At 58.9% G+C, this 22,715-nt stretch carries 18 protein-coding genes; 12 read left to right on the top strand and 6 right to left on the bottom strand.

The window, feature by feature from the left end:
- The first annotated feature begins 274 nt into the window (after window positions 1-274).
- From ADS46_RS11125 to ADS46_RS11085, 9 genes are all read left to right on the top strand, one after another.
- Entirely contained in the window at window positions 275-724 is a 450-nt protein-coding gene (locus ADS46_RS11125) for a MerR family transcriptional regulator (protein WP_066320101.1), read from the top strand.
- Between the two features lie 64 nt (window positions 725-788).
- Window positions 789-1,958 (top strand): isovaleryl-CoA dehydrogenase, encoded by a 1,170-nt coding sequence (locus ADS46_RS11120; RefSeq protein ID WP_066320097.1) that lies wholly within the window; start codon window positions 789-791, stop codon window positions 1,956-1,958.
- A gap of 22 nt (window positions 1,959-1,980) precedes the next feature.
- Window positions 1,981-3,588 carry a carboxyl transferase domain-containing protein gene (locus ADS46_RS11115; RefSeq protein ID WP_066320094.1) on the top strand — a complete coding sequence of 536 codons (1,608 nt, stop codon included), beginning with the start codon at window positions 1,981-1,983 and terminating at the stop codon, window positions 3,586-3,588.
- A 150-nt stretch (window positions 3,589-3,738) separates the two neighbouring features.
- Window positions 3,739-4,578: an enoyl-CoA hydratase/isomerase family protein gene (locus ADS46_RS11110; RefSeq protein WP_066320091.1), complete on the top strand. Its 840-nt coding sequence runs from the start codon at window positions 3,739-3,741 to the stop codon at window positions 4,576-4,578.
- On the top strand, window positions 4,575-6,662 hold the full coding sequence (locus ADS46_RS11105; protein WP_066320082.1) for an acetyl/propionyl/methylcrotonyl-CoA carboxylase subunit alpha: 2,088 nt from the start codon (window positions 4,575-4,577) through the stop codon (window positions 6,660-6,662). Before ADS46_RS11110 ends, ADS46_RS11105 begins: the two co-directional genes overlap by 4 nt.
- Window positions 6,663-6,673: 11 nt before the next feature.
- Window positions 6,674-7,582 (top strand): hydroxymethylglutaryl-CoA lyase, encoded by a 909-nt coding sequence (locus ADS46_RS11100; RefSeq protein WP_066320080.1) that lies wholly within the window; start codon window positions 6,674-6,676, stop codon window positions 7,580-7,582.
- Window positions 7,583-7,641: 59 nt separating this feature from the next.
- A complete protein-coding gene (locus ADS46_RS11095; RefSeq protein WP_066320077.1) occupies window positions 7,642-9,339 on the top strand; it encodes an AMP-binding protein in 1,698 nt (565 codons plus the stop codon).
- 42 nt (window positions 9,340-9,381) lie between these two features.
- Window positions 9,382-10,215 (top strand): class I SAM-dependent methyltransferase, encoded by an 834-nt coding sequence (locus tag ADS46_RS11090; protein WP_066320076.1) that lies wholly within the window; start codon window positions 9,382-9,384, stop codon window positions 10,213-10,215.
- Between the two features lie 36 nt (window positions 10,216-10,251).
- Window positions 10,252-10,824, top strand: coding sequence for a hypothetical protein (locus ADS46_RS11085; protein WP_066320073.1), 573 nt, complete (start codon window positions 10,252-10,254; stop codon window positions 10,822-10,824).
- Here the strand turns inward: ADS46_RS11085 and ADS46_RS11080 are convergent.
- The gene (locus tag ADS46_RS11080) at window positions 10,821-12,725 is read right to left on the bottom strand and encodes a monovalent cation:proton antiporter-2 (CPA2) family protein (RefSeq protein ID WP_066320069.1); all 1,905 of its coding nucleotides are present in this window, start codon (window positions 12,723-12,725) and stop codon (window positions 10,821-10,823) included. The genes ADS46_RS11085 and ADS46_RS11080 overlap by 4 nt on opposite strands.
- Window positions 12,726-12,835: 110 nt before the next feature.
- Between ADS46_RS11080 and ADS46_RS11075 the strand changes: the two genes are divergently transcribed.
- Genes ADS46_RS11075 through ADS46_RS11065 form a run of 3 tightly spaced genes read left to right on the top strand, consistent with a single transcriptional unit; the run spans window position 12,836 to window position 15,197 of the window.
- Entirely contained in the window at window positions 12,836-13,114 is a 279-nt protein-coding gene (locus tag ADS46_RS11075) for a Trp family transcriptional regulator (RefSeq protein WP_066320066.1), read from the top strand.
- Window positions 13,111-14,532 carry an anthranilate synthase component I family protein gene (locus tag ADS46_RS11070; protein ID WP_066320063.1) on the top strand — a complete coding sequence of 474 codons (1,422 nt, stop codon included), beginning with the start codon at window positions 13,111-13,113 and terminating at the stop codon, window positions 14,530-14,532. The genes ADS46_RS11075 and ADS46_RS11070 overlap by 4 nt, the downstream gene beginning before the upstream one ends.
- Window positions 14,529-15,197: an anthranilate synthase component II gene (locus tag ADS46_RS11065; RefSeq protein ID WP_066320061.1), complete on the top strand. Its 669-nt coding sequence runs from the start codon at window positions 14,529-14,531 to the stop codon at window positions 15,195-15,197. The genes ADS46_RS11070 and ADS46_RS11065 overlap by 4 nt, the downstream gene beginning before the upstream one ends.
- An 11-nt stretch (window positions 15,198-15,208) precedes the next feature.
- On the opposite strand, the gene rluF is transcribed toward ADS46_RS11065, so the two are convergent.
- Genes rluF through relA form a run of 5 tightly spaced genes read right to left on the bottom strand, consistent with a single transcriptional unit; the run spans window position 15,209 to window position 22,668 of the window.
- Window positions 15,209-16,240, bottom strand: coding sequence for a 23S rRNA pseudouridine(2604) synthase RluF (gene rluF / locus ADS46_RS11060; protein ID WP_066320058.1), 1,032 nt, complete (start codon window positions 16,238-16,240; stop codon window positions 15,209-15,211).
- A 36-nt stretch (window positions 16,241-16,276) separates the two neighbouring features.
- On the bottom strand, window positions 16,277-16,822 hold the full coding sequence (locus ADS46_RS11055) for a DUF924 family protein (RefSeq protein WP_066320055.1): 546 nt from the start codon (window positions 16,820-16,822) through the stop codon (window positions 16,277-16,279).
- A gap of 44 nt (window positions 16,823-16,866) precedes the next feature.
- The gene (gene ppc / locus ADS46_RS11050; protein ID WP_066320052.1) at window positions 16,867-19,515 is read right to left on the bottom strand and encodes a phosphoenolpyruvate carboxylase; all 2,649 of its coding nucleotides are present in this window, start codon (window positions 19,513-19,515) and stop codon (window positions 16,867-16,869) included.
- Between the two features lie 34 nt (window positions 19,516-19,549).
- Window positions 19,550-20,392 (bottom strand): nucleoside triphosphate pyrophosphohydrolase, encoded by an 843-nt coding sequence (mazG, locus tag ADS46_RS11045; RefSeq protein WP_066320050.1) that lies wholly within the window; start codon window positions 20,390-20,392, stop codon window positions 19,550-19,552.
- Entirely contained in the window at window positions 20,392-22,668 is a 2,277-nt protein-coding gene (gene relA / locus ADS46_RS11040; RefSeq protein WP_066320047.1) for a GTP diphosphokinase, read from the bottom strand. The genes mazG and relA overlap by 1 nt, the downstream gene beginning before the upstream one ends.
- Window positions 22,669-22,715 lie beyond the last annotated feature (47 nt).

Genomic DNA, 22,715 nt, shown 5'->3' with positions numbered 1-22,715 from the left:
ATTCTTACCTTAACGTAAGGTGTAGGTGCAAACTAGCAACCTCTGTCAGGTAATTACAATTACAACTTTGGTCTACGCAAGGGAAAGGCACCGACTATGTTTTACAAAAATAACTGCAAATTCAGAAGATTGGCAATTTTTATCAGCAAAACAAAGAAAACAAGATATGCTTTACGTTAACGTAAACTTGTTTTAGCCTCACTGGCAGTGTTCCATAGAAGGTATACCTTAAGAATGATTCTTGGGAACAATGCCCTTTTGAGAGAACGTCACCATGAGCAAAACCTACTCGATCAGTGAATTGGCCAACGAATTTGATTTGACCACCCGCAGCATCCGTTTCTACGAAGATCAGGAGTTGCTTCACCCCACCCGCCGTGGGCAAACCCGAGTCTACAGCAGTAAGGATCGGGTGCGACTCAAGCTGACCATTCGTGGTAAACGTCTTGGCTTTTCACTCGCCGAAATCCGCGAGCTGTTCGAGCTCTGGGACGAGACCCGCAGCGGTAGTAAAAAACAGCTGAATTTAATGCTCAGCAAGATCGCCGAGCGCAGGGCGGCGCTCGACCAACAGATGAAAGACATCACCATGGTCCAGCTTGAGCTCGAAAGCGCAGAAATTCGCTGCCGCCAGGCGCTGGAAGAACTGAATCAAAAGCAACGCGAAGAAGAGCAGACGGAAACCGATACAACATCGCCCTCTTCATCCGCGACTACGCATTGAATAGATAACGGCTCTACATGCCGCCAGCGCGCTTACCAACACAATGAACAACAGGTGATTGACCATGTTTTCACACTACTCAGAACTCAATTTTGGCCTGGATGACGAGCTGAATATGCTGCGCGAGCAGGTCAACGCCTTCGCCGCTAGCGAGATTGCCCCCCGCGCTGCCGAGATCGACCAGAGCAATGAATTTCCCAACGACCTATGGAAGAAGTTTGGCGACATGGGCCTGTTGGGGATTACCGTTTCTGAAGAAGATGGTGGCAGCGGTATGGGCTATCTCGCCCATTGTATCGCCATGGAAGAAATTTCCCGCGCCAGCGCCTCGGTGGCGCTCTCCTACGGCGCCCACTCCAACCTGTGCGTCAACCAGATCAAGATCAACGCCTCCGCCGAGCAGAAGGCCAAGTACCTGCCCAAATTGATCAGCGGCGACCATGTGGGGGCGCTGGCCATGTCAGAACCCGGCGCCGGTTCCGATGTGGTTTCCATGCAGTTGCGTGCTAAACGCGATGGCGACCACTACATTCTCAACGGCAACAAGATGTGGATCACCAACGGCCCGGACGCGGATGTGCTGGTGGTCTACGCCAAGACCGACCCGGACGCCGGTTCCAAAGGCATTACCGCCTTTATTATCGAAAAAGACATGCCCGGCTTCTCGACCGCCCAGAAGCTCGACAAGCTGGGCATGCGCGGCTCCAACACCTGCGAGCTGGTGTTCCAGGACTGCGCCGTGCCCGCCGAGAATATTCTGGGCGATGAGGGCAAAGGCGTTCGCGTACTGATGAGCGGCCTGGATTACGAGCGCACCGTGCTCGCGGCCGGCCCCATCGGCATCATGCAGGCCGCCATGGATGTGGTGCTGCCCTATATCCACGAGCGCAAGCAGTTCAACCAGTCGATTGGCGAGTTCCAACTGGTGCAGGGCAAGGTAGCGGATATGTATACCACCCTGAACGCCTGCCGGGCCTATCTGTATGCCGTGGCAGGAGCCTGCGACCGCGGCCAGACTTCCCGCAAAGACGCTGCCGGGGTGATTCTCTACTGCGCGGAAAAAGCCACCCAGGTAGCACTGGATGCGATTCAGCTACTCGGCGGCAACGGCTATATCAACGAGTACCCCACTGGCCGCCTGCTGCGTGACGCCAAACTGTATGAAATTGGCGCAGGTACCAGCGAGATTCGGCGGATGCTGATCGGTCGCGAACTCTTCACTGAAACCCTTTAACGAACATCAGCAGGGCCGCGCCATGAGCACCGTGAATAGCCAAATCAATCCGCGCAGCGATGTGTTTCAAGCCAACGAAGCCTCCATGCTCGGTGAAGTCAACAAACTGCGTGAACTGACCGCGGCCATCTCCCAGGGCGGCGGCGCCAAGGCCCGGGAGCGTCACGAAAGCCGCGGCAAACTTTTCGTGCGTGACCGTATCGATCATTTGATCGATGAAGGCTCACCGTTTCTCGAATTTTCAGCGCTTGCCGCCCACCACGTGTATGAAAGCGAGATCCCGGCGGCAGGGGTGGTCACAGGCATTGGCCGCGTTTCCGGCGTCGAGTGCGTGATCGTCGCCAACGACGCCACGGTGAAAGGCGGCACTTACTTTCCGCTGACGGTCAAAAAACATATTCGCGCCCAGGAGATCGCCCGCAAGCATCGCCTGCCATGCATCTATCTGGTCGATTCCGGCGGCGCCTTCCTGCCCCGCCAGGATGAAGTCTTCCCCGACCGTGAACATTTCGGGCGCATCTTCTACAACCAGGCGACCCTCTCCGCCGAGGGCATCCCGCAAATTGCCGTGGTGATGGGCTCCTGTACCGCGGGCGGCGCCTATGTGCCCGCCATGGCGGATGAATCGATCATCGTCAAAGAACAGGGCACGATTTTCCTCGGCGGCCCGCCGCTGGTAAAAGCCGCCACCGGCGAGAGCATCAGCGCTGAAGACCTGGGCGGTGCCGACGTGCACGCCAAGGTCAGCGGCGTGGCCGATCACTACGCGGAAAACGACGCCCATGCACTGCAGCTGGCCCGCGCCTGTGTGTCCCGGCTGAACTGGCAAAAGCGCGGCCAGCTCGCTATGCAGGCGCCCAAGCCCCCCAAGCTCGATCCTTCCGAGCTGTATGGCATTGTCGGCACCGACCTTAAAAAACCCTATGACGTGCGGGAAGTCATTGGCCGCATCGTTGACGGCTCCGACTTCGACGAGTTCAAGCGTTACTACGGCGACACCCTGGTCACCGGCTTTGCCCATATTCACGGCTACCCGGTAGGCATCGTGGCCAATAACGGCGTGCTGTTTTCCGAAAGTGCGGTTAAAGGTGCGCACTTTATCGAGCTGTGCGCCCAGCGCAAGATTCCGCTGATCTTCCTGCAGAACATTACCGGCTTTATGGTCGGCTCCAAGTACGAGCATGAAGGTATTGCCAAGCACGGCGCCAAGCTGGTCACCGCCGTGGCCTGCGCCAAGGTGCCCAAATACACCGTCCTGATTGGCGGCAGCTTCGGCGCCGGTAACTACGGCATGTGCGGCCGCGCCTATGACCCCAACCTGCTGTTCATGTGGCCCAATGCGCGCATTTCCGTGATGGGGGGTGAACAGGCCGCGGGCGTGCTTTCCCAGGTGAAACGCGAGCAGTACGAGCGCGAAGGCCGCGAGTGGACGCCGGAGGAAGAAGAAGCCTTCAAGCAACCCACCCGCGAGCAGTACGAGCACCAGGGCCATCCCTACTACGCCAGCGCCCGCCTTTGGGATGACGGCGTGATTGACCCGCTGCAAACCCGCGATGTGCTGGGGCTTTCACTGGCTGCCGCGATGAATGCCGAAGTCGAAGAGACACGCTTTGGCGTGTTCCGAATGTAACCCCCTTGCTACGCAAGGGAGCTAGAAGCTTGAAGCGATAAGCTGGAAGTCTCGTCCTCACGCTTCGGCGGCAAGGTATCGGGGTTTCTTCCAGCTTCCAGGCGCGAAGCGCCGCTCTTGCAGCTTCCAGCTTTGCTAACGAGGTCCAAGATGTCAGATAACACCTCCTACTCAAGACTAGAAATCGACGAGCGTGGCGTCGCCTGGCTAACCCTGAACCGCCCCGAGGTGCATAACGCCTTCGACGACAGTTTGATCGCCGAGCTGAACGATCACTTGAGTCGGCTGCATTCGCTTGCGGACGCAGGGGATGTGCGCGTGGTGGTACTCGGCTCTGAAGGCAAGAGCTTCTCGGCCGGAGCCGATTTGAACTGGATGAAACGCATGGTCGATTACGACCTGGAGGATAACCTCGCCGACTCCCGCAAACTCGCCGCATTGATGCACGGTCTCGACACACTGCCCTGCCCGACGGTTTGCCGCGTTCAGGGTGCCGCCTTTGGCGGCGCGGTGGGGCTAGCCGCCTGCTGTGACGTAGTGATTGGATCAGGAAACGCCAAATTCTGCCTCTCGGAAGTCAAGATTGGCCTTTCACCCGCCGTCATCAGCCCCTATGTGCAGCGCGCCCTGGGCGAGCGGCAAATGCGCCGCTATGCGCTAACCGCCGAGGTGATAGACGCGGAAATGGCGCTCGCTCTTGGTCTAGTCCACTTGGTAGTGGAGCACGATAAGTTGGACGACCAGGTGGAGACCCTGTTGGCAACGCTGTTAGCAGGCTCGCCCCAGGCCCAGCGTGCCACCAAAGCGCTAATGGCCGCAGTGGCTCAAACGCCTGACAGTGATGCCACCCGCGAGCATACCTGCCAGGTCATCGCCCAACTGCGGGTAAGCCAGGAGGGCCAGGAGGGTTTATCCAGCTTTTTTGAGAAGCGCCGCCCGGATTGGGTCGACTCCAATAACACATCTAACGCTTCGGAGCGTCGCTCATGAGCCATTCGCCCTCTATCAACACAACAGAAAAAGCTGACAACGCTGCTCGCACAACACCTTTTGACACCCTACTGGTCGCCAACCGCGGCGAAATCGCCTGCCGAGTAATGCGCACGGCACGCCGCATGGGCCTGAAAACCGTCGCCGTCTACTCCGACGCCGATGTCAGCGCCCGCCACGTGCGCGAAGCCGACGAGGCCGTGCGCTTAGGCCCTGCTGCCGCGCGTGAGAGCTATCTCAATATTGACGCGGTGATTGACGCTGCCAAGCGTACCGGCGCCGGTGCGATTCACCCCGGCTACGGCTTTCTTTCCGAGAACGGCAGTTTCGTTAAGGCCCTTGAAGAAGCAGGCATTACCTTTGTGGGCCCGCCCGCCTCGGCCATTGCCGCCATGGGCGATAAATCCGCCGCCAAAGCGCGCATGGCCAATGCGGGTGTACCGCTGGTGCCTGGCTACCACGGGGATGACCAGGACGATACCCTACTGCGCAGTGAAGCTGACCGAATCGGCTACCCGGTCATGCTCAAAGCCAGCGCGGGTGGCGGTGGCAAAGGCATGCGCGTGGTTGAATCGGGCGATGGCTTTCAGGCCGCGTTAGACGGCTGCCGCCGTGAGTCCAAAGCCGCCTTCGGCGACGACCGCATGCTGATCGAAAAATACCTGGTGCAGCCCCGCCATGTGGAAGTACAGGTATTCTGCGACCGCCACGGCAACGGGGTTTACCTGTTCGAGCGTGACTGCAGCGTTCAGCGGCGTCATCAAAAGGTGATCGAAGAAGCCCCCGCTCCCGGCATGACGGCGGAACTGCGCAGCGCCATGGGCGATGCGGCGGTGCGTGCCGCAAAAGAGATCGGCTACGTGGGTGCAGGCACCGTAGAGTTTCTATTAGACGCGGATGGTTCCTTCTACTTTATGGAGATGAACACCCGCCTCCAGGTCGAGCACCCGGTCACCGAGATGATCACCGGCCAGGATCTGGTCGAGTGGCAACTGCGTGTTGCCATGGGGGAACGGCTCCCGTGTCATCAGGATGAGCTAGCCATCACCGGCCATAGCTTTGAAGCACGTATTTACGCTGAAGACCCGGACCAGGATTTCATCCCCGCCACCGGCCTGCTTACCCGCTTTGCACTGGATCTGGAAGGTGCAGGCTTGAACGCCGATCAGGTTCGCTTGGATAGCGGTGTGGAAAGCGGCGATGCGGTATCGATGCACTACGACCCCATGCTCGCCAAGTTGATTGTGCACGGCCCCGACCGCGATGCGGCGCTGGCGACGCTTAACCGCGCGCTTGCAGCGCTGGACGTTCAAGGGGTGGTCACTAACCGTGCCTTTTTAATGCGCCTGGCGACCCACCCTGGTTTCAAGAACGTGGAGCTGGATACGCGCTTTATCGAGCGCAACGAAGCCACGCTATTCGCGCCGCGAACCTATAGCCGGGAAGACTATGCCAGTGCCGCGCTGATCGGCCTGCACCAGCTTGCCCAGGAATGCGAAAGTGACTCTCCCTGGGATCGCCACGACGGCTTTCGCCTCAACGCGCCCCACACCATACGCATCGCCCTGTGTGACCCGGCAAGTGCTCAAGCACCCGACAGCGATGAAGCGGTGGTCATCGTCGAGGGCAAGCGCAATGCTGGCGAGTCACTTTGGAACCTGACAATCAATGATGAAACGCTCACCGCCAGCCTGCAGCCGCTGACCGGCGACGCCGTCGCCGTCACCCTGAACGGCCACCGCCAACGCCTGCAGGCACGCCGGGATGGGCACGTGGTGATCATGGCCGACCCCAGCGGTGAAACCCGCCTGTTCTGGCGGCGTATTGATGCCATTGACCACGGCCACCACGAGGCGGAGTCGACCCTCACCGCGCCTATGAACGGCACAGTGGTTGCGCTACTGGTGGAACCCGGTGTAGCCGTCGAGAAAGGCATGCCGCTGATGGTCATGGAAGCCATGAAGATGGAACACACCATGACCGCCCCCGCGGATGGCAGCGTGGAGATTTTCCATTTTCAAGCTGGCGATACGGTCAGCCAGGGCGCTGTGCTGCTCGACTTTGCGGCCAACGAAAACGAATAGGAGTCACTCTTATGCCATTGCCTACGTCCGTCAAGCTGTTTGAGATGGCCCCCCGGGATGGCCTGCAAAACGAGCCGGGGGGCATCGTGCCTGCTGCGACCAAAATCGCCCTGATCGAACTCCTCGCCAAGGCGGGTATGACGCATATTGAAGCGGCCAGCTTTGTGTCACCCAAGTGGGTGCCGCAAATGGGCGATGCGGCTGAGGTAATGAGCGGCATCAAGCGCCAGCCAGGCGTGGTCTATTCTGCACTGACGCCCAACCTGAAAGGCCTGGAGAACGCCATGGAAACGGGCGTTGACGAAGTGGCCGTCTTTGGCGCCGCGTCAGAAGCGTTTTCGCAAAAAAATATCAACTGCTCGATTGCCGAGTCACTGGCGCGCTTTGAACCGGTACTGGAACGCGCCCGTGAGGCAGGCATTCGAGTTCGCGGCTACGTCTCCTGCGTGCTGGGCTGTCCGTACGAGGGCGAGATAGCACCTGGCAAGGTGGCCGAGGTAGCCAAGGCACTTTATGACATGGGCTGCTACGAAATTTCACTGGGCGACACCATTGGTGTGGGCACCCCATTGGCCGCCAGGCGCATGATCGAGGCGACGCGCCAGCAGGTGCCCGTCGAGTTCCTGGCCGCTCATTTCCACGATACTTACGGCATGGCGCTGGCGAATCTTTACGCGGTAATGGAAGAAGGCGTCAGCGTGATCGATGCCGCCACCGCCGGGCTCGGCGGCTGCCCCTATGCCAAGGGCGCTTCCGGCAATGTGGCCACCGAAGACGTACTCTACCTGCTTGAAGGGCTGGGGATTCAAACGGGCATCGACCTGCAGGCCGTGATCGATACCGGCTACTGGATTACCGGCCAGTTAGGCCGCAAGCCCAGCTCTAAAGTCGCCCTGGCAAAAGGCCGCGCCAGCTCATAACAAACAACAAACCGTCGCGGCCCTCGCTCGGACAAGACAATAATATTTGGAGAGATACCATGGCATCACCTGCACTTACCCTTCCAAGCTACACCAGCAGCACCGCCCACAAGCCGCTGCTGGGCATGACCATTGGCGATAAATTTGACCAGATCGCCGAGCAGTACCCGGATAACGACGCCTTGATTGCATTACACCAGAATATTCACTGGTGCTACCGCGAGCTTCAGGATGAAGTGAACCGCTGTGCCCGAGCCCTGCTGGCTATTGGCGTCAAAAAAGGTGATCGTGTGGGCATCTGGGCGCCCAACTGCAGCGAATGGACCGTCACCCAATTCGCCACTGCCAAAATTGGCGCCATCCTGGTCAATATTAATCCCTCCTACCGGACCCATGAATTGGAGTACGCGCTGAATCAATCCGGTGCCCGCTTTCTGGTGACGGCCAACCGTTTCAAAACCTCGGACTACAGCGCCATGCTGTATGAACTGGCGCCAGAACTTAACACCTGTACCGAAGGCCAGTTGAGGTCACAAAAGCTGCCCGAGCTTGAGTGCGTGATTAATTTAAGCGCCGATAAACACCCCGGTATGTGGCGTTGGGCCGACATGATGGAAGCGTCTCGCCACGTCAGCCAAACCGACGTTGACGACCTGCAGGCCACGCTCCAGTTCGACGACCCGATCAATATTCAGTACACCTCGGGTACCACGGGCTTCCCCAAAGGGGCGACGCTCTCCCACCACAACATTCTCAACAATGGCTTCTTCGTTGCTGAAAGCATGGGCTTTACCAACGAAGATCGCCTGGTGATCCCGGTGCCGCTCTATCACTGCTTTGGCATGGTGATGGGCAACCTGGGCTGCATGACCCATGGTGCGGCCATGATCTACCCTGATGAAGGCTTTGACCCCGGCGCCGTGCTAAAGGCGGTGCACGAACAGAAAGCCACCGCACTGTACGGCGTGCCCACCATGTTTATCGCCGAGCTGGATCACCCGGATTTCCCTGATACCGACCTCTCGTCGCTGCGCACCGGTATCATGGCGGGTTCCATCTGCCCTGCCGAGATCATGAAGCAGGTCATCAGCAAGATGAACATGAAGGGCGTGCAGATCGCCTACGGCATGACCGAAACCAGCCCGGTATCCACCCAGACCGGTGCCGATGACAGCCTTGATAAGCGCGTTTCCACCGTCGGACGTACCCAGCCGCACCTGGAAACCAAAATCGTTGACCCCGGCAACGGCGGTATTCTGCCCCGTGGCGAAATCGGCGAGCTGTGTACCCGCGGCTACAGCGTCATGTTGAAGTACTGGAACAACGACAAGGCCACCGCGGAGGCGATTGACGAAGCAGGCTGGATGCACACCGGCGACCTGGCCACCATGGACGAAGAGGGTTACATCCAGATCGTCGGTCGCATCAAGGACATGGTGATTCGCGGCGGGGAAAACGTCTATCCCAAGGAGATCGAGGAATTCCTTTACGCCCACCCGGCCATTTCAGAAGTACAGGTGACCGGTGTGCCGGACAAGAAGTATGGCGAAGAGCTGATTGCCTGGGTCAAGCTCAACAGCACCGCCGATGAAGTCACTGGGGAAGAACTGCGCGAGTACTGCAAGGGCAAGATCACCCACTTCAAGATTCCGCGCTACTTCAAATTCGTCGATGAATTCCCGATGACCGTCACCGGCAAGATCCAGAAATTTAAAATGCGCGAGATTTCCATTCAAGAGCTCGGGTTAGACGACTAGCGGCACACGCTGGCGGCTCGTCGGCTAGCGAAGGAGCATCAAATGGCTTTTCATTCGCCTCTGGTGACGCATTACCAGCAGGCACTGCGCGATCGCGAAGTGCTTGAACAAATCCGGGCCCATTACCCTGACGGACCGACGCTGCCCCAGCTTGCCCCCCTGGACCAACTGCATATTGGCGGCATGGCCGCGTCCGCCAGGTTGCTGAACCTGATTGACCCCGTTGCCCCCACACGCGTGCTGGATATTGGCGCTGGTCTGGGTGGGCTAATGCGCCAGGGAGCGACGCTGGGTTATCACATGGTCGGCCTCGACCTCACCCATCGGTTTAACGTACTCAACCAATCGCTTAGCGCGCTGGCAGTCAACGCAGGCAGCCCGACGCTTGTCTCTGTCACTGCTGATGCCTGTGCCTTGCCGTTTGGTTCGAGGTGTTTCGATGCGGTGGTCTTCCAGCACAGCCTGCTCAACATGCCCGATGCGGCCAGGGTGATGGATGAATGTCACCGCGTGCTGAGCGCGAACGGTCAACTGGTGATGCACGAAGTGATCAGTGGCCCCAACATGGAAGACCTTGTCTACCCCGTACCTTGGGCAGCTTCACCAGCGCATTCCCATTTACTTACCCAGGATGGATTAGTCCATCTACTCGAATCGAAGGGCTTTCACATTCAACACCTCGACGACTGGACCGATACGGCCCTTGAGTGGCGGCAGCGCCAACTGCATAAAGAACAGACCCCGCGGTCAGCTGTACTTTCACCAGCGTGGGTTTTTGGCGACCGCTTTACCCAAATGGGCAAGCACCTGGTCGAAAACCTGGTCAATGGGGCAATTAAATTGGTAGAAATCAAGGCCAGTTGCTACGCTTACTAGGTCTGCCCTTTCATTACGCTTCTAGGTGTAAGAAAAATGCCAATGAAACGCTTGGCAAGCACCCTCCTGTTTTGCGCCGTGCCTTACGCTGGCGCCCATGCTGCTGACGAGTTCGCGCCCGCCACGTCGTATGCCTTGCCGCAAAGTGAGTTAATGCAGCTGGACAATGGCGTCATCCTCGAAGGCAGCGACCTGAGCAGTATCGACAGTTACACCAGCGGCTTCCGGTTAACCGCTGGCTTCAGTCCATGGCAGTTGCCCCAGTTGGATATCGGCGCTGAACTGGCCTACCGCGAGAGCGAAGAAGTCCCCATTTCATCAAGTATTACGCCGTTGATCATGGACACCCTCAGTCTAGGCGGCGCTGTGGTAGCAGGCATCCGCATGGGGGCATTCAGCGTTTACGCAAAATCAGGGCTAACCGAGTGGCGCGGTGAAAGCTACCGGCCAATGCAAGACATCGATGAAAGCGGCACCGCCCTACTGCAAGGGTTTGGCGCCACCCTTACCGTCGACCGTCTCGTCAGCCGCCTGGAATACGAGCGGGTCGATGACCCCACCCTTGATCATCTCAATATGCTCAGCGCTTCATTGCATCTGCCGTTCTAGCGTTTTTCATCACTATCTTCCGTCGGCACAGGCGGCGTCCAGATCGGCACGTCCTCACGCTGGGGCTCGGGCCAATCCTGCTGCATGGCGCTGTTCAGGGCTTCTTCCAGCTTCATGAAAAGCTCGCCGTAGCGAGGGCTGAAGTTGATGCCTTCCTCGATTTCTTTCCAGGCATCGAACAGTTCGTCCTCGTGGGCCTCCTCGTTCTGCACAAATGCCCAGGTCATCTGCTTGGCGCGCATCGGGTGGACCCCCATGGCCGTCAGCGCATGCCCGCCCATCTCCAGCGCGGAATGGTAGGTTTCGCTGACGATGTCGTCGGCACCAGCCTCGCGCAATTGATAACCATGGCCACGGTCAAATGCCCGGGCCAGCACCCACACATGGGGGTAGTAATGCTTGACGTACTTGACCATATCAACGGCACGCTTGCGGTCATCAATGGCCACGACCAGCAGGCGCGCCTGTTCGATACCGGCGGTTTCCAGTAGATCTGAGCGACTGGCATCGCCGAAATAGCTTTTGATATGAATCCGCCGCAGGTTCTCGATCTGCTCGAGTTCGTGATCGAGCGCGACGATGGGCATGTTGTTGGCGCGCAGCAGGCGGCAAATGATCTGCCCGAAGCGACCCACGCCCGCCACGATCACCGGCGCCTGCTCGTCGATGGCATCGGGCTGGCGCCCGTCGTTCTTGACCCGGCGATAGCGTGGCAGCACCAAGCGGTCGTAGGCGATGAACAGCAGCGGCGTCAGGAACATCGACAGCGCAATGACCAGCGACAGCACCTGGGAAATCTCGACGGGGATCACGCTGTTCTGCACGCTGTAGGTCAACAGCACGAACCCGAACTCACCGGCCTGGGCAAGGCTCAGGGTAAACAGCCAACCGTTGCTGCCACGCACTCGAAACAGCAACGCCAAAACGAGCAGAATGGTTGCCTTGACGGCTATCACCACGACGCCAAGTACCAGCACCGTGCCCCACTGCGAGGCCAGTACCTGAAAGTCGATCCCCGCGCCGACGGTGATAAAGAACAGGCCCAGCAGAAGCCCCTTGAACGGATCGATATTGGCTTCGATCTCATGCTTGAATTCGCTGTTGGCCAGTACGATACCGCCCAGAAACGCGCCCAGTGCCGGGGAAAGGTTCACCAGGCTCATGAGGGCAGCGATACCGATGACGAGCATCAGCGCCGTCGCCGTGAACACTTCACGCAGCCCGGAGCCCACCACATAACGGAATAGTTTCGGTACCAGGTAGTAACCGCCGGCAATCACGCTGCCGATCGCCGCGACCACCACCAGGGCATACGCCCAGCCGGGCAAGTGTGCCACCAGGCTTATGCCCGCATGACTGGCGCGATCATCTCCTGCCCCCATCAACTCTGGCAGCGCCAGCAGGGGAATCAGCGCCAGCATGGGAATGACCGCGATGTCCTGGAACAGCAACACGGAGAAGGCGCTGCGGCCTCCCTCGGTTTTTTCCAGGCCCTTTTCACTCAGGGTTTGCAGCACAATCGCTGTCGAGGACAATGCGAACAGCAAGCCGATAGCGAGCGAGGTTTGCCACGTAAGCCCCAGCCACCAGGCAATAGCTGTGCCTGCCACCGTGGTCAACCCTACCTGCAGTCCGCCAAGACCGACCAGGCGCACGCGCATGGCCCAGAGCCCTTTCGGATCAAGCTCCAGACCGACCAAAAACAGCATCATCACCACACCAAATTCGGCAAAGTGCTGAATCGTGGTCGTTTCCTGGCCCACCAGACCCAGTATCGGGCCAATGACCACACCGGCCATCAGGTAGCCCAGTACCGAGCCAAGCCCATAGCGTTTTGCGAGGGGAACAGCAATCACCGCCGCCACAAGATAAATAAACGCCTGGATAAAGTATGCGGTCATCGAGACTCCTTGTATTTTTTAAAGTAGCTTGACTTCACTGACGCAAACGGTATCGTACTAGTACGCTAGTACATTATCTATTACCTGGTGGCACACGATGTCTTCAAACCATGCTTTCCAACGATGATTACCAGGCGGAACTGGTTCGCCACTTGCTTGCCATCGACTCTCCAGAGGCAATGGATGAAGCACTTGCCAGCCTGCTGACCCCTGCAGAGTATCAAGAAATCAGCAAGCGCCTACAGATTTTCAAGCTGCTGCGCGAGGGTGTCCCCCATCGCAAAATTGCCGAAACCCTGGGCGTAGGGATCGCCACGGTATCCCGTGGCTCACGCGCCTTGACCTCGTTACCCTCTTCACGACCTTCTTCACGGAATGATCATCTATGACCACGGCCGATAAGCAAGACGCACAAGGCCCTGAGCCTTTTACGCTGCCGCGCAAGCCGCACTACGTGACGCTGGCGGCGGACTGCGATTTTTTTGCGCTCTTCCAAAAAATCGAGCGGCAGTTTACCAACTGCTACATGCTGGAGTCGCTGGGCGAAGATAGCCATATGGCGCGCCACTCGATCATCGGCTTTGACCCAGAGTACACGCTTTACGCCAACGGCCACACGCTGACGATCGAAGACCGCGACGGCCATGCCAATCACTACCCGAGCGATAACCCTTATGAGTTGCTGCGCAGCCTGATTCCCCAGAACATTATTTCGCGTAAATATGCCGGTGGGTTAAGCGGTTACCTCGGTTACGACGCCATGCAGTACTTCGAGCCATCGCTGACGTTAAAAGCCAGCGATGATTTCGATACGTTCCGGTTCGGGCTCTATAAAGACGGCTTGATCCTCGACAAGATGACCGGTGAGGTTATCTATTTTTACTACGACAATAGCCGCTACGAGTTCCTGCAGACGCTGATCGACGCCGACGACACGCCCCCCGGCCCGCTGCATATCACTGCCCTGGGCGATACCATGAGCCAGGCAGAGCACGCCGAGGCCGTGGCCAAGGTGAAACAGGACATCATCGACGGCAAGGTCTTCCAGTGCGAGGTCGGCTTTAAAAAGCGCTTCCGGATTCAGGGCGATACCCTGGCGCTATACGACCAGCTACGCACCATTAACCCCTCGCCGCAGATGTACTACGTCAAGTTTGGTGATCAGAAGCTGATTGGCGCAAGCCCGGAGCTGCTGTTTCGACTACGCCAGGGCGAAATGGAAACCTTCCCGCTGGCGGGCACCACCACCCGTGGTCAAACGCCCCAGGAGGATACCCAGCTCGCCCGGGCACTGCTCAATGACCCCAAAGAGATCGCCGAGCACAATATGATCGTCGACCTGCACCGCAATGATATCGGCCGGGTGGCACAGTTTGGCACGGTAAAAGTCCGCAGCCTGATGGATATCAAGCGTTTCAGCCACGTCCAGCACATCTCCAGCGAGATTGTCGGCATCATCGCCGAGGGTGACGACATGTTCAGTGCCCTGGCCAGCAATTTCCCGGCGGGCACGCTCACCGGCGCCCCCAAGATCGAGGCGATGAAGATTATCGACGACCTGGAAAATGACGGACGGGGCCCCTACGGCGGCGCTGTGGGGCAGTTCTCGTTCAACGGCGACTGCACCTTTGCCATCCCCATTCGTACGGTATTTGTGAACGGCGAGCGTGCTTACGTGCAGACCTGCGGCGGCAACGTGTATGACAGCAACGCCGAGGATGAGTATGAAGAGATTCGCCGCAAGTTTGCCGGCACCCGCAAGGCCTTGGCCCCCTTTATGAGCACGGAAACGGAGAGCCCCGCATGAAGGTGCTGATCATCGATAACTACGACTCCTTCACCTATAACCTGTATCAGTTCATTGGTGAGATTCTGACCACCGAAAAAAACCGCGGCAGGGTGCCCCATTTCGAGATACTCGTTAAACGCAACAACCAGATCGACTTCAAGGCCATTGAAGCCATGGCGCCGGACCGCATTATTATCTCGCCTGGCCCCGGCTCACCGGATGACCCGCGTTACTTCGGCGTCTGTGCAGAGGTGATAGAAAAGCTCGGTAAAACCACCCCGCTGCTGGGGGTTTGTCTTGGCATGCAGGGCATTGTGCACGTGTTTGGCGGCCAGGTGGTCAAAGCACCGCTACCCATGCACGGCAAGATCAGCCCAATCAATCATAATAACCACTCGGTGTTTAATGGCGTCCCCGACCAGCTCGAAGTGATGCGCTATCACTCGCTGATTGCTGATGCCGCGACCCTGCCAGAATGCCTGGAAGTCACCGCGACGGTAGGTGCCCTGGCGGCTGACAACTTTGAACAGCGTAGCCGCTGGCAGGCGGTCGGCGAATTCGAATTGATGGGGGTTAAACACCGGGACTACCCCATTCACGGCATTCAGTTTCACCCGGAATCGTTTGCGACCGAAGGCGGCAAGGAGTTGATTGGCAACTTTTTGTTTGCCTATGACGCCTGACGTTGGCGCTATTACTTTCGGCGCGAGGGAGACTTTCCCTTCATAGGCTTGTTTTTGCCACCACCGCCTTTGACGGGCTTGCCTCGTCCGGTCGCCTTCCTGCCAGAAGGCACGCCACTTGACTTGCCTTTAAGCGTTGGTTTGCCGCCAGCGCTTTTGGCCTTGGGCCGCCCTGACCCGCTGGCAGTGCGTTTTCCCGTCCCTTTGCTCGGCGTTTTGTCACCGGATTTACCGCCACGCTTGCCCGGCGTGCCAGCGGCATTTTGCCGAGATTTATTCTGGCTGCTCGAACGCTTTGGCGCAGACGACGGCGCGGGCTTGGCCTCTGAACTGGCGGTTAGCTCCTCAAGCGTCGCGATCTCTTTCGGGGTCAAGTCGCGCCAGTCGCCCAGCGCCAGGCCCTTGAGCGATACATTCATGATGCGCGTGCGAATGAGCTGGGTGACGTCATAGCCGAAATAGTCACACATGCGGCGAATCTGACGGTTCAATCCCTGCACCAACGTTATCGTGAACTCGAAGGTGGATACCTTTTCCACGTGGCATTTCTTGGTGACCTGACCAAGGATGGGTACCCCGTTCTGCATCCCTTGAATGAAGTCATCGGTAATCGGTTTGTTGACCGTTACCCGGTATTCCTTTTCATGGTGGTTGTTGGCCCGCAATATCTTGTTCACCAGGTCGCCATTATTGGTGAGCAAAATCAGCCCCTGGGAGTCCTTATCCAGCCGACCAATGGGGAAAATGCGCGTGCCGTGTTTTACAAAATCGACAATGTTGTCTTTTTCGCTTGGCTCTGTGGTACAGACAATACCCACCGGCTTATTGAGCGCGATGAGGACAAGGTCTTCCTCTTCCTGAGGCTCGATATCCTGGCCGTTGACCTTGACCCGATCGCCTGCCACTACCTGGTCGCCTGTCGTCGCGCGGCGTCCGTTAATCCAGACGTTGCCCTGCTCCACATAGCGGTCGGCTTCCCGCCGTGAGCACAGGCCGCTTTCACTGATATATTTGTTGATACGGGTAGATTTTCGTAACGTCATAGAACGCCATGTGGCTGAAAGGGATAAAGAAAACGCTTAAAAAGACGACCCGGGCTGCTTCAGAAACGCCAGCTCCTCGTCGGTAGAAATTCGCCCCAGCAGCGCATTACGGTGCGGGTAGCGGCCGAAGCGATCAATAATCGCCTTGTGGCGCACTTCAAAGTCGAAGTTTTTCTCCAACCCCGGCTGGTTAAACAGCTCCATCGCCCGCTCGTGAATCGCCACCGATTCGCTATGCATATAGGGCATATACAGAAACGCCCGCTGCTCGCTGGAAAGCGACGCAGCGGCGCCAGCGGCCACCGCTTCCTGAGCCAGCGCCAACGCCAAGGTATCGGTGGCAAAGGCACGAGCGTCGTCGCGGTAGATATTGCGGGAGAACTGATCCAGCACAATGATCTCCGCAAGCCGCCCTTGGGGCGTTTCCCGCCAGGCGTAACACTCGCACTGCGCCGCCTGGGCATGCAGAGAGCCAAACCGTTCCCGGATCGCCTGATCCATCTCGGGGTCTTTTTTAAACCACTGCGCAGGCGTCAAGGCCTCAAACCAGAAGTCGAGTACCGCTTGAGCATCTGAGGACATTGACGCCTCCTGATTGTGACAAAAAAGTTGGTGGTGATAACAAACTAGCCCGTATTACGTAGACCAGCCGCGATCCCCGCCATGGTAACCATCAGTGCTCGAGACAGGTCAGCGCTAATAGCACCATCAGCATCACGGTTACGCTGCAATAGCTCCGCCTGCAAGCCGTGAAGCGGATCGATATAGGGGTTACGCACATCGATCGCCTGACGAATCAGCGGCGTATTTTCCAGCAGTTCCTCCTGCTGCAGAATATCCAGTACGGACTCTTCCAGCCGCGCGAACCGCTCGCGCAGCTGCTTACCCAATGCCTTCAACGAGGGCTCATCCACCAAGCGGTGCTCGTAATAAGCGGCAATCGCCACGTCGGCCTTGGCCAGCAGCATTTCCAGCATATCGAGGTAGGTACCGAAGAACGGCCACTCGTTGCGCATTTCCTGCAACACCTCGCGCCCGCCCGGCTGTTCAAGCCGACGCGAGAACGCCTCGCCGCTACCCAGCCACGCGGGCAGCATCAGGCGAATTTGCGTCCAGGCGAAAATCCACGGAATCGCCCGCAGGGTTTCCACCCCACCGTCCTGGCGGCGCTTGGTTGGCCGGGAGCCCAGCGGCAGCCTGCCCAGCGCGCCTTCCGGCGTCACCGAACGGAAGTAGGGTACAAAGTCCGGGTCTTCGCGCACGACGCCGACATAGGCGGCGTGGGCGACGCTGGAAAGCTGGTCCATCTCTTCGCGCCAGTGCGGTTCGGGGGCTCTCGGCGGCAGCAGCGTGGCTTCGAGCACGGCACAGGCATAAATCTCCATGGAACGAAGCGCAATATCGGGCTGGCCAAACTTGAAGCGAATCATCTCGCCCTGTTCGGTCACCCTTAAACTGCCGTTCACCGACCCCGGCGGCTGGGAAAGAATCGCCGCGTGGGCGGGGCCGCCGCCACGGCCAACGGTGCCACCGCGGCCATGAAACAGGGTGAGGTCGACACCGTGGCGGTCGCACACATTGACCAGCGACTCCTGGGCCCGGTACTGCGCCCAGGCGGCGGCCAGCTGCCCGGCATCCTTGGCAGAGTCTGAATAGCCGATCATCACCTCCTGGCCCTTGCGCATCAGCTTGCGATAGCCCGGCAGCGCCAAGAGCTGGTCGATCACGTCGCCTGCATGATCCAGGTCGTTCAGGGTTTCGAACAGCGGCGCGATGGGCAGCGTCACGTTGCCACCGGTTTCCTTCATCAACAGCGCCACGGTAAGCACATCGGAGGGTTCAGCAGCCATGGAGATGATATAGGTACCCAGTGCTTCAGAGTGCTCCTGGGCGATCACCTTGAAGGTATCCAGCACCTCGCGGGACTCCGCCGAACACTCCCAGCGGCGCGGGATCAGCGGCCGCCGTGATTCAAGTTCAGCCAGTAAAAACTCCTGACGCTGGGCTTCATCCCACTCGCGATAGTGGCCAAGGTTCAGGGTATCCGTCAGTTCTTCCATGACCTGGGCATGACGGCTGGCTTCCTGGCGAAGGTCTAGCTTGGTCAGCGTGACGCCGAAAACCGCGACGCGGCGAAGGGTATCCAGTAGCGCGCCATTGGCGATGGTATCCAGGCCTACGTCGCACAGTGAGCGATAGCAGGCCAGCAAGGGGGCATACAGCTGATCGCGGGTTTCGATAATCGCCCCGCCGTCATAACCCCGCCCTTCCAGTTCGGCCTTGGCCCAGTCGCGGGTGGACTCCATTTTCGCCAGCAGGCGTTTAAGTACTTCGCGGTAAGGCTCGGCCACATCGCCCGCCTCAGCCTTGAGGGCACTATTGGCCTTCCACATGGAGAGTTCGGTCTTGAGCTGTTCAAGGTCGCGCAGGTAAAGGTCCGCCGCCATCCAACGGCCCAACAAAAGCACTTCCTTGGTGACCTTTGCCGTGACATTCGGGTTGCCATCCCGGTCACCCCCCATCCAGGAGGCATAGCGAATGGGCGCAGCATCCAGCGGTAGACGTTCGCCGGCCGTTTCCAGCAGCAGGTTATCGAGATCCCGGTGAAAGTCAGGCACCGCCTGCCACAGCGAATTTTCAATCACGGCAAAGCCCCACTTGGCTTCATCCACCGGCGTGGGCCGCTCGTGGCGGATCTCGTCGGTGTGCCAGGCCTGGCTGATCAACTCCTCCAGCCGCCCCTGGGCACGGGCACCCCGCTCCGGGTAGTCATCAGAGCCTTCAATGGCTGTCAGGCAGTCGTCGATGGCATCGTACTTTTGAATCAGCGTGCGTCGAATGACTTCGGTGGGGTGCGCGGTGAGCACCAGTTCAACCCGCATATTGGCAAGGCTCTCGACCAGCTTGCGCGGCGAGTTGCCTGCCTGCTCGGCGCGTTTGAGCAGCTCGCCAAGCACCGGCTGCGAGCCCGGCTTGTAGTCTTCAACGCGGCGGAAACGCGCCCGATAGTGCTGCTCGGCAATGTTGGCGAGGTTTAGAAACTGGTTAAAGGCACGGGTGACGGGCAGCAAATCCTGCTCGGGCAGTTGGCGCAGGTATTCGATCAAGTTGCGTTGCTGTAGCGAATCACCCTGCCGTCCCTGCTTGGCGTGGGCACGAATGGTTTCGATTTTATCGACAAATGATTGGCCTAGGTCGTCGGCAATGGTAAGCCCCAGGCTGTCGCCCAGAATACGCACGTTATCGCGTAGCGATTCGTGTAGGTCATGACTCATGGCGTGGCCTCCTTGCAGGGGTCGCGGAATTCAATCAATGGGTTTCTTCGGCTTTGGCCGCCAACCAGTGACTTTCCATCTCGTCTAGAGAGGCATCCGTCAATGGTCGCCCCGCCGCTTCCAGCTCACGCTCGACAAAACGAAAGCGGCGTTCGAATTTGGCATTGGTGTTACGCAGGCACTGCTCGGGGTTGGCCCCCATGGTGCGTGCTAAATTAGTGACGGCAAACAATAGGTCGCCCACTTCTTCCTGAGCGTGGATGCTGTCGCCCGCGGCGAGGGCCTCTTCCACTTCATCGAGCTCTTCGCGGATCTTGGCCAGCACGCCACGGGAATCCGGCCAGTCAAAGCCTACGCGTGCCGCGCGTTTGGAAAGCTTGGCCGCTCGGCTGAGCGCAGGCAGGGTGCGCGGCACGTCGTCAAGCACCGAGGCAGCCGCACTGGCGCTTTCGGCACCTGCCCTTTCATCACGCTCTGCGGCTTTTAACGATTCCCAGCGGCTATTCACCTGCTGGGTCTGCACATCCTCGGCACTTACCCCCGGTGGGCGACGTGAACTCAAGGTGCCATCGGGAAAGACATGCGGGTGGCGACGCAGCATCTTGGCGGTCAGCGTATCGACAATGTCGTGGAAGTCGAAGCGCTGCTCTTCCGCTCCGAACTGGGCGTAGTAAACCACCTGAAACAACAGGTCACCCAGCTCGCCGGGCAGCTCGTCAAATGCGCGCCGTTCGATGGCATCGGCCACCTCATACGCTTCTTCAAGGGTGTGGGGCACAATGCTGTCCCAGTCCTGCTTGATATCCCAGGGGCACCCCTGCTCGTGGTCGCGCAGTACTTGCATCAGGGTCAGCAAATCATCCAGCGAATATCGCATCAGGCCCCGCCTCCCCGCGTTGTCTTGTCCGGATCGGTGTCGCGCAGGCGACGCACCTCGGTCACATTGGGCAATTGCTGAATACGCGAGAAAAGTCGCCCCAGCGCTTCCAGGCCATCGACTTCCAGGGTAATACGCAGCCGGGCAATGCCTTCGTCGGTGTCGGTCAGCGTGTTCACCGCCAGCACGTTGACTTTTTCGTTGCCCAGCAGACCGGTGACATCGCGCAGCAGGCCCGAACGGTCCCAGGCCTGGATCTCGATGGTCACCGGATAGCGCGTCTCGGCACGCTCGCCCCACTCGACTTCAATAATGCGCTGGGGCTCATCCAGGCGCAATTGCAGGATGTTGTTGCAGTCCTGGCGATGCACCGTCACGCCGCGCCCCTGGGTAATGAAACCGACGATAGGCTCGCCGGGAACCGGCCGACAGCAGTTGGCCATGCTGGTTTTCAGGTTGCCCACCCCCAGCACGGTAATGTCACTTTTGGTTGCCTTGCTGGACTGGCGCTTGGGCTTGGCGAGCAGTCGGTCAAGCTGTTCCTGGTCATCGGTTTCACCAAACAGCTGCTGGGCCTGGTGAAGCACCTGCCCGATACGCAAGTCGCCCGCCCCCAGGGCGGCGTACATGTCATCCGGTGTCTGGTAATTAACCGCCTTGGCCAGCTTGGGCAGATCGAGCCCGTCGACATCCAGGCGGCGCATTTCGCGATCAAACAGAACGCGCCCTTCCTCCAGGTTCTGGTCGCGTGCCTGGTACTTGAACCAGGCCTGGATCTTCGCCCGGGCCCGGGAGGTGCGCACATAGCCTAGGCTCGGGTTAAGCCAGTCCCGGCTTGGCCCGCCTTTCGTCGCGGTAAGGATCTCGACCTGTTGACCGGATTTCAGCTTGTAGGTAAGCGGCACGATACGGCCATTGACCTTGGCCCCGCGGCAGCGGTGGCCAATTTCCGTGTGCACGCGATAGGCGAAATCGATAGGCGTGGCGATCCGCGGCAGGTCGATGACGTGACCATCGGGGGTAAACACATAAATACGATCCGGGGCGACATCGCTTGAAAGCCCTTCGCGCAGGTCGCCAAAGCCGCCCACCTCGTCCTGCCATTCGAGCACCTGGCGCAACCAGGCGATCTTTTCTTCGTAGCTGCGGCTCTTGGCGTTGGTATCGTGGCCCTTGTAGCGCCAATGGGCACAGACGCCAAGCTCAGCTTCGTCGTGCATCGCAAAGGTGCGAATCTGAATTTCCAGCACCTTGTTTTCCGGCCCCATCACGGCCGTGTGCAGCGACTGGTAGCCGTTTTTCTTGGGGTTGGCGATGTAGTCGTCAAACTCATTGGGGACGTGATGCCAACGGGAATGGACGATGCCCAATACCGTGTAGCAGTCGGTCACTTCGGGGACCAGAATGCGCACGGCGCGCACGTCATGAACCTGGGAGAAATCGATCCGTTTGCGCTTCATTTTGCGCCAGATCGAATAGATGTGCTTGGCGCGCCCATCAACATCGTAATGATGGATGTTCTGAGCTTCCATCAAGCCTTTCAGGGTCTCGACCACATCGTTGATATAGCGGTCGCGGTCGAGGCGCTTTTCTGCCAGCAGTTTGGCAATCGCCTTGTATTCGTCTTCGTGGAGATAACGAAACGACAGGTCTTCCAGCTCCCACTTGAGCTGCCCGATACCCAGGCGGTGCGCCAGCGGCGCGTAGATATCGGCCACTTCCCGGGCGACCTGTTGGCACTTTTCCCGAGGTGCATCTTTGACCTGGCGCAGGGCACAGGTACGCTCGGCAATCTTAATCAGCGCCACGCGCACATCGCCGACCATATTGACCAGCATCTTGCGCAGGTTTTCCTGCTGGTTGTGCTGACCCATGCCATGGTTGGGGGCCAGCGGATAGCTGATTGCGGCCATCTGCAAGACACCGTCGATGAGGTTGGCCACCTCATTGCCAAAGCGCTTGGTAACCCCCTCCAGGCTCAACAGGCCTTCACGCACCGCACGGTAGAGCACCGCGGCTTCAAGCGTTGACTGGTCGAGCTTGAGCTCCCCCAGGATGTCGGCCATTTCGAGGCCCATGCGGAAGCTGGACCCCGGCGTCAGCCACACACGGTGCGACCTGGGCGCATCGAGCTCCAGGGTTTGAGCAAGCTCACAGGCCTCGCGTAAACGCTCGGGTTCGGGAAGACGCACGTCTTCTTGCAGGCGAGATAACCATTTCTGCAAGTTCACCGTTCCGCTGTCGGTTAGCGGCTGGTCTTCACGCACTTTTACCATGACGATTCTCATCCATTCGAGGCAGCCGTTTGCGATACCGCTGCCGA

It is taken from the genome of Halomonas sp. G11 (assembly GCF_001663515.1).
Lineage (GTDB): Bacteria > Pseudomonadota > Gammaproteobacteria > Pseudomonadales > Halomonadaceae > Vreelandella.
The sequence above is the reverse complement of the archived record's forward strand: the minus strand, read 5'-3'. Positions and strand labels throughout refer to the sequence as shown.

What these genes read in the sequence shown, in the direction of transcription:
- ADS46_RS11125 (WP_066320101.1), top strand. Translation starts at nt 275, where the DNA reads ATGAGCAAAACCTACTCGATCAGTGAATTGGCCAACGAATTTGATTTG.
- ADS46_RS11120 (WP_066320097.1), top strand. Translation starts at nt 789, where the DNA reads ATGTTTTCACACTACTCAGAACTCAATTTTGGCCTGGATGACGAGCTG.
- ADS46_RS11115 (WP_066320094.1), top strand. Translation starts at nt 1,981, where the DNA reads ATGAGCACCGTGAATAGCCAAATCAATCCGCGCAGCGATGTGTTTCAA.
- ADS46_RS11110 (WP_066320091.1), top strand. Translation starts at nt 3,739, where the DNA reads ATGTCAGATAACACCTCCTACTCAAGACTAGAAATCGACGAGCGTGGC.
- ADS46_RS11105 (WP_066320082.1), top strand. Translation starts at nt 4,575, where the DNA reads ATGAGCCATTCGCCCTCTATCAACACAACAGAAAAAGCTGACAACGCT.
- ADS46_RS11100 (WP_066320080.1), top strand. Translation starts at nt 6,674, where the DNA reads ATGCCATTGCCTACGTCCGTCAAGCTGTTTGAGATGGCCCCCCGGGAT.
- ADS46_RS11095 (WP_066320077.1), top strand. Translation starts at nt 7,642, where the DNA reads ATGGCATCACCTGCACTTACCCTTCCAAGCTACACCAGCAGCACCGCC.
- ADS46_RS11090 (WP_066320076.1), top strand. Translation starts at nt 9,382, where the DNA reads ATGGCTTTTCATTCGCCTCTGGTGACGCATTACCAGCAGGCACTGCGC.
- ADS46_RS11085 (WP_066320073.1), top strand. Translation starts at nt 10,252, where the DNA reads ATGCCAATGAAACGCTTGGCAAGCACCCTCCTGTTTTGCGCCGTGCCT.
- ADS46_RS11080 (WP_066320069.1), bottom strand. Translation starts at nt 12,725, where the DNA reads ATGACCGCATACTTTATCCAGGCGTTTATTTATCTTGTGGCGGCGGTG.
- ADS46_RS11075 (WP_066320066.1), top strand. Translation starts at nt 12,836, where the DNA reads ATGCTTTCCAACGATGATTACCAGGCGGAACTGGTTCGCCACTTGCTT.
- ADS46_RS11070 (WP_066320063.1), top strand. Translation starts at nt 13,111, where the DNA reads ATGACCACGGCCGATAAGCAAGACGCACAAGGCCCTGAGCCTTTTACG.
- ADS46_RS11065 (WP_066320061.1), top strand. Translation starts at nt 14,529, where the DNA reads ATGAAGGTGCTGATCATCGATAACTACGACTCCTTCACCTATAACCTG.
- rluF (WP_066320058.1), bottom strand. Translation starts at nt 16,240, where the DNA reads ATGACGTTACGAAAATCTACCCGTATCAACAAATATATCAGTGAAAGC.
- ADS46_RS11055 (WP_066320055.1), bottom strand. Translation starts at nt 16,822, where the DNA reads ATGTCCTCAGATGCTCAAGCGGTACTCGACTTCTGGTTTGAGGCCTTG.
- ppc (WP_066320052.1), bottom strand. Translation starts at nt 19,515, where the DNA reads ATGAGTCATGACCTACACGAATCGCTACGCGATAACGTGCGTATTCTG.
- mazG (WP_066320050.1), bottom strand. Translation starts at nt 20,392, where the DNA reads ATGCGATATTCGCTGGATGATTTGCTGACCCTGATGCAAGTACTGCGC.
- relA (WP_066320047.1), bottom strand. Translation starts at nt 22,668, where the DNA reads ATGGTAAAAGTGCGTGAAGACCAGCCGCTAACCGACAGCGGAACGGTG.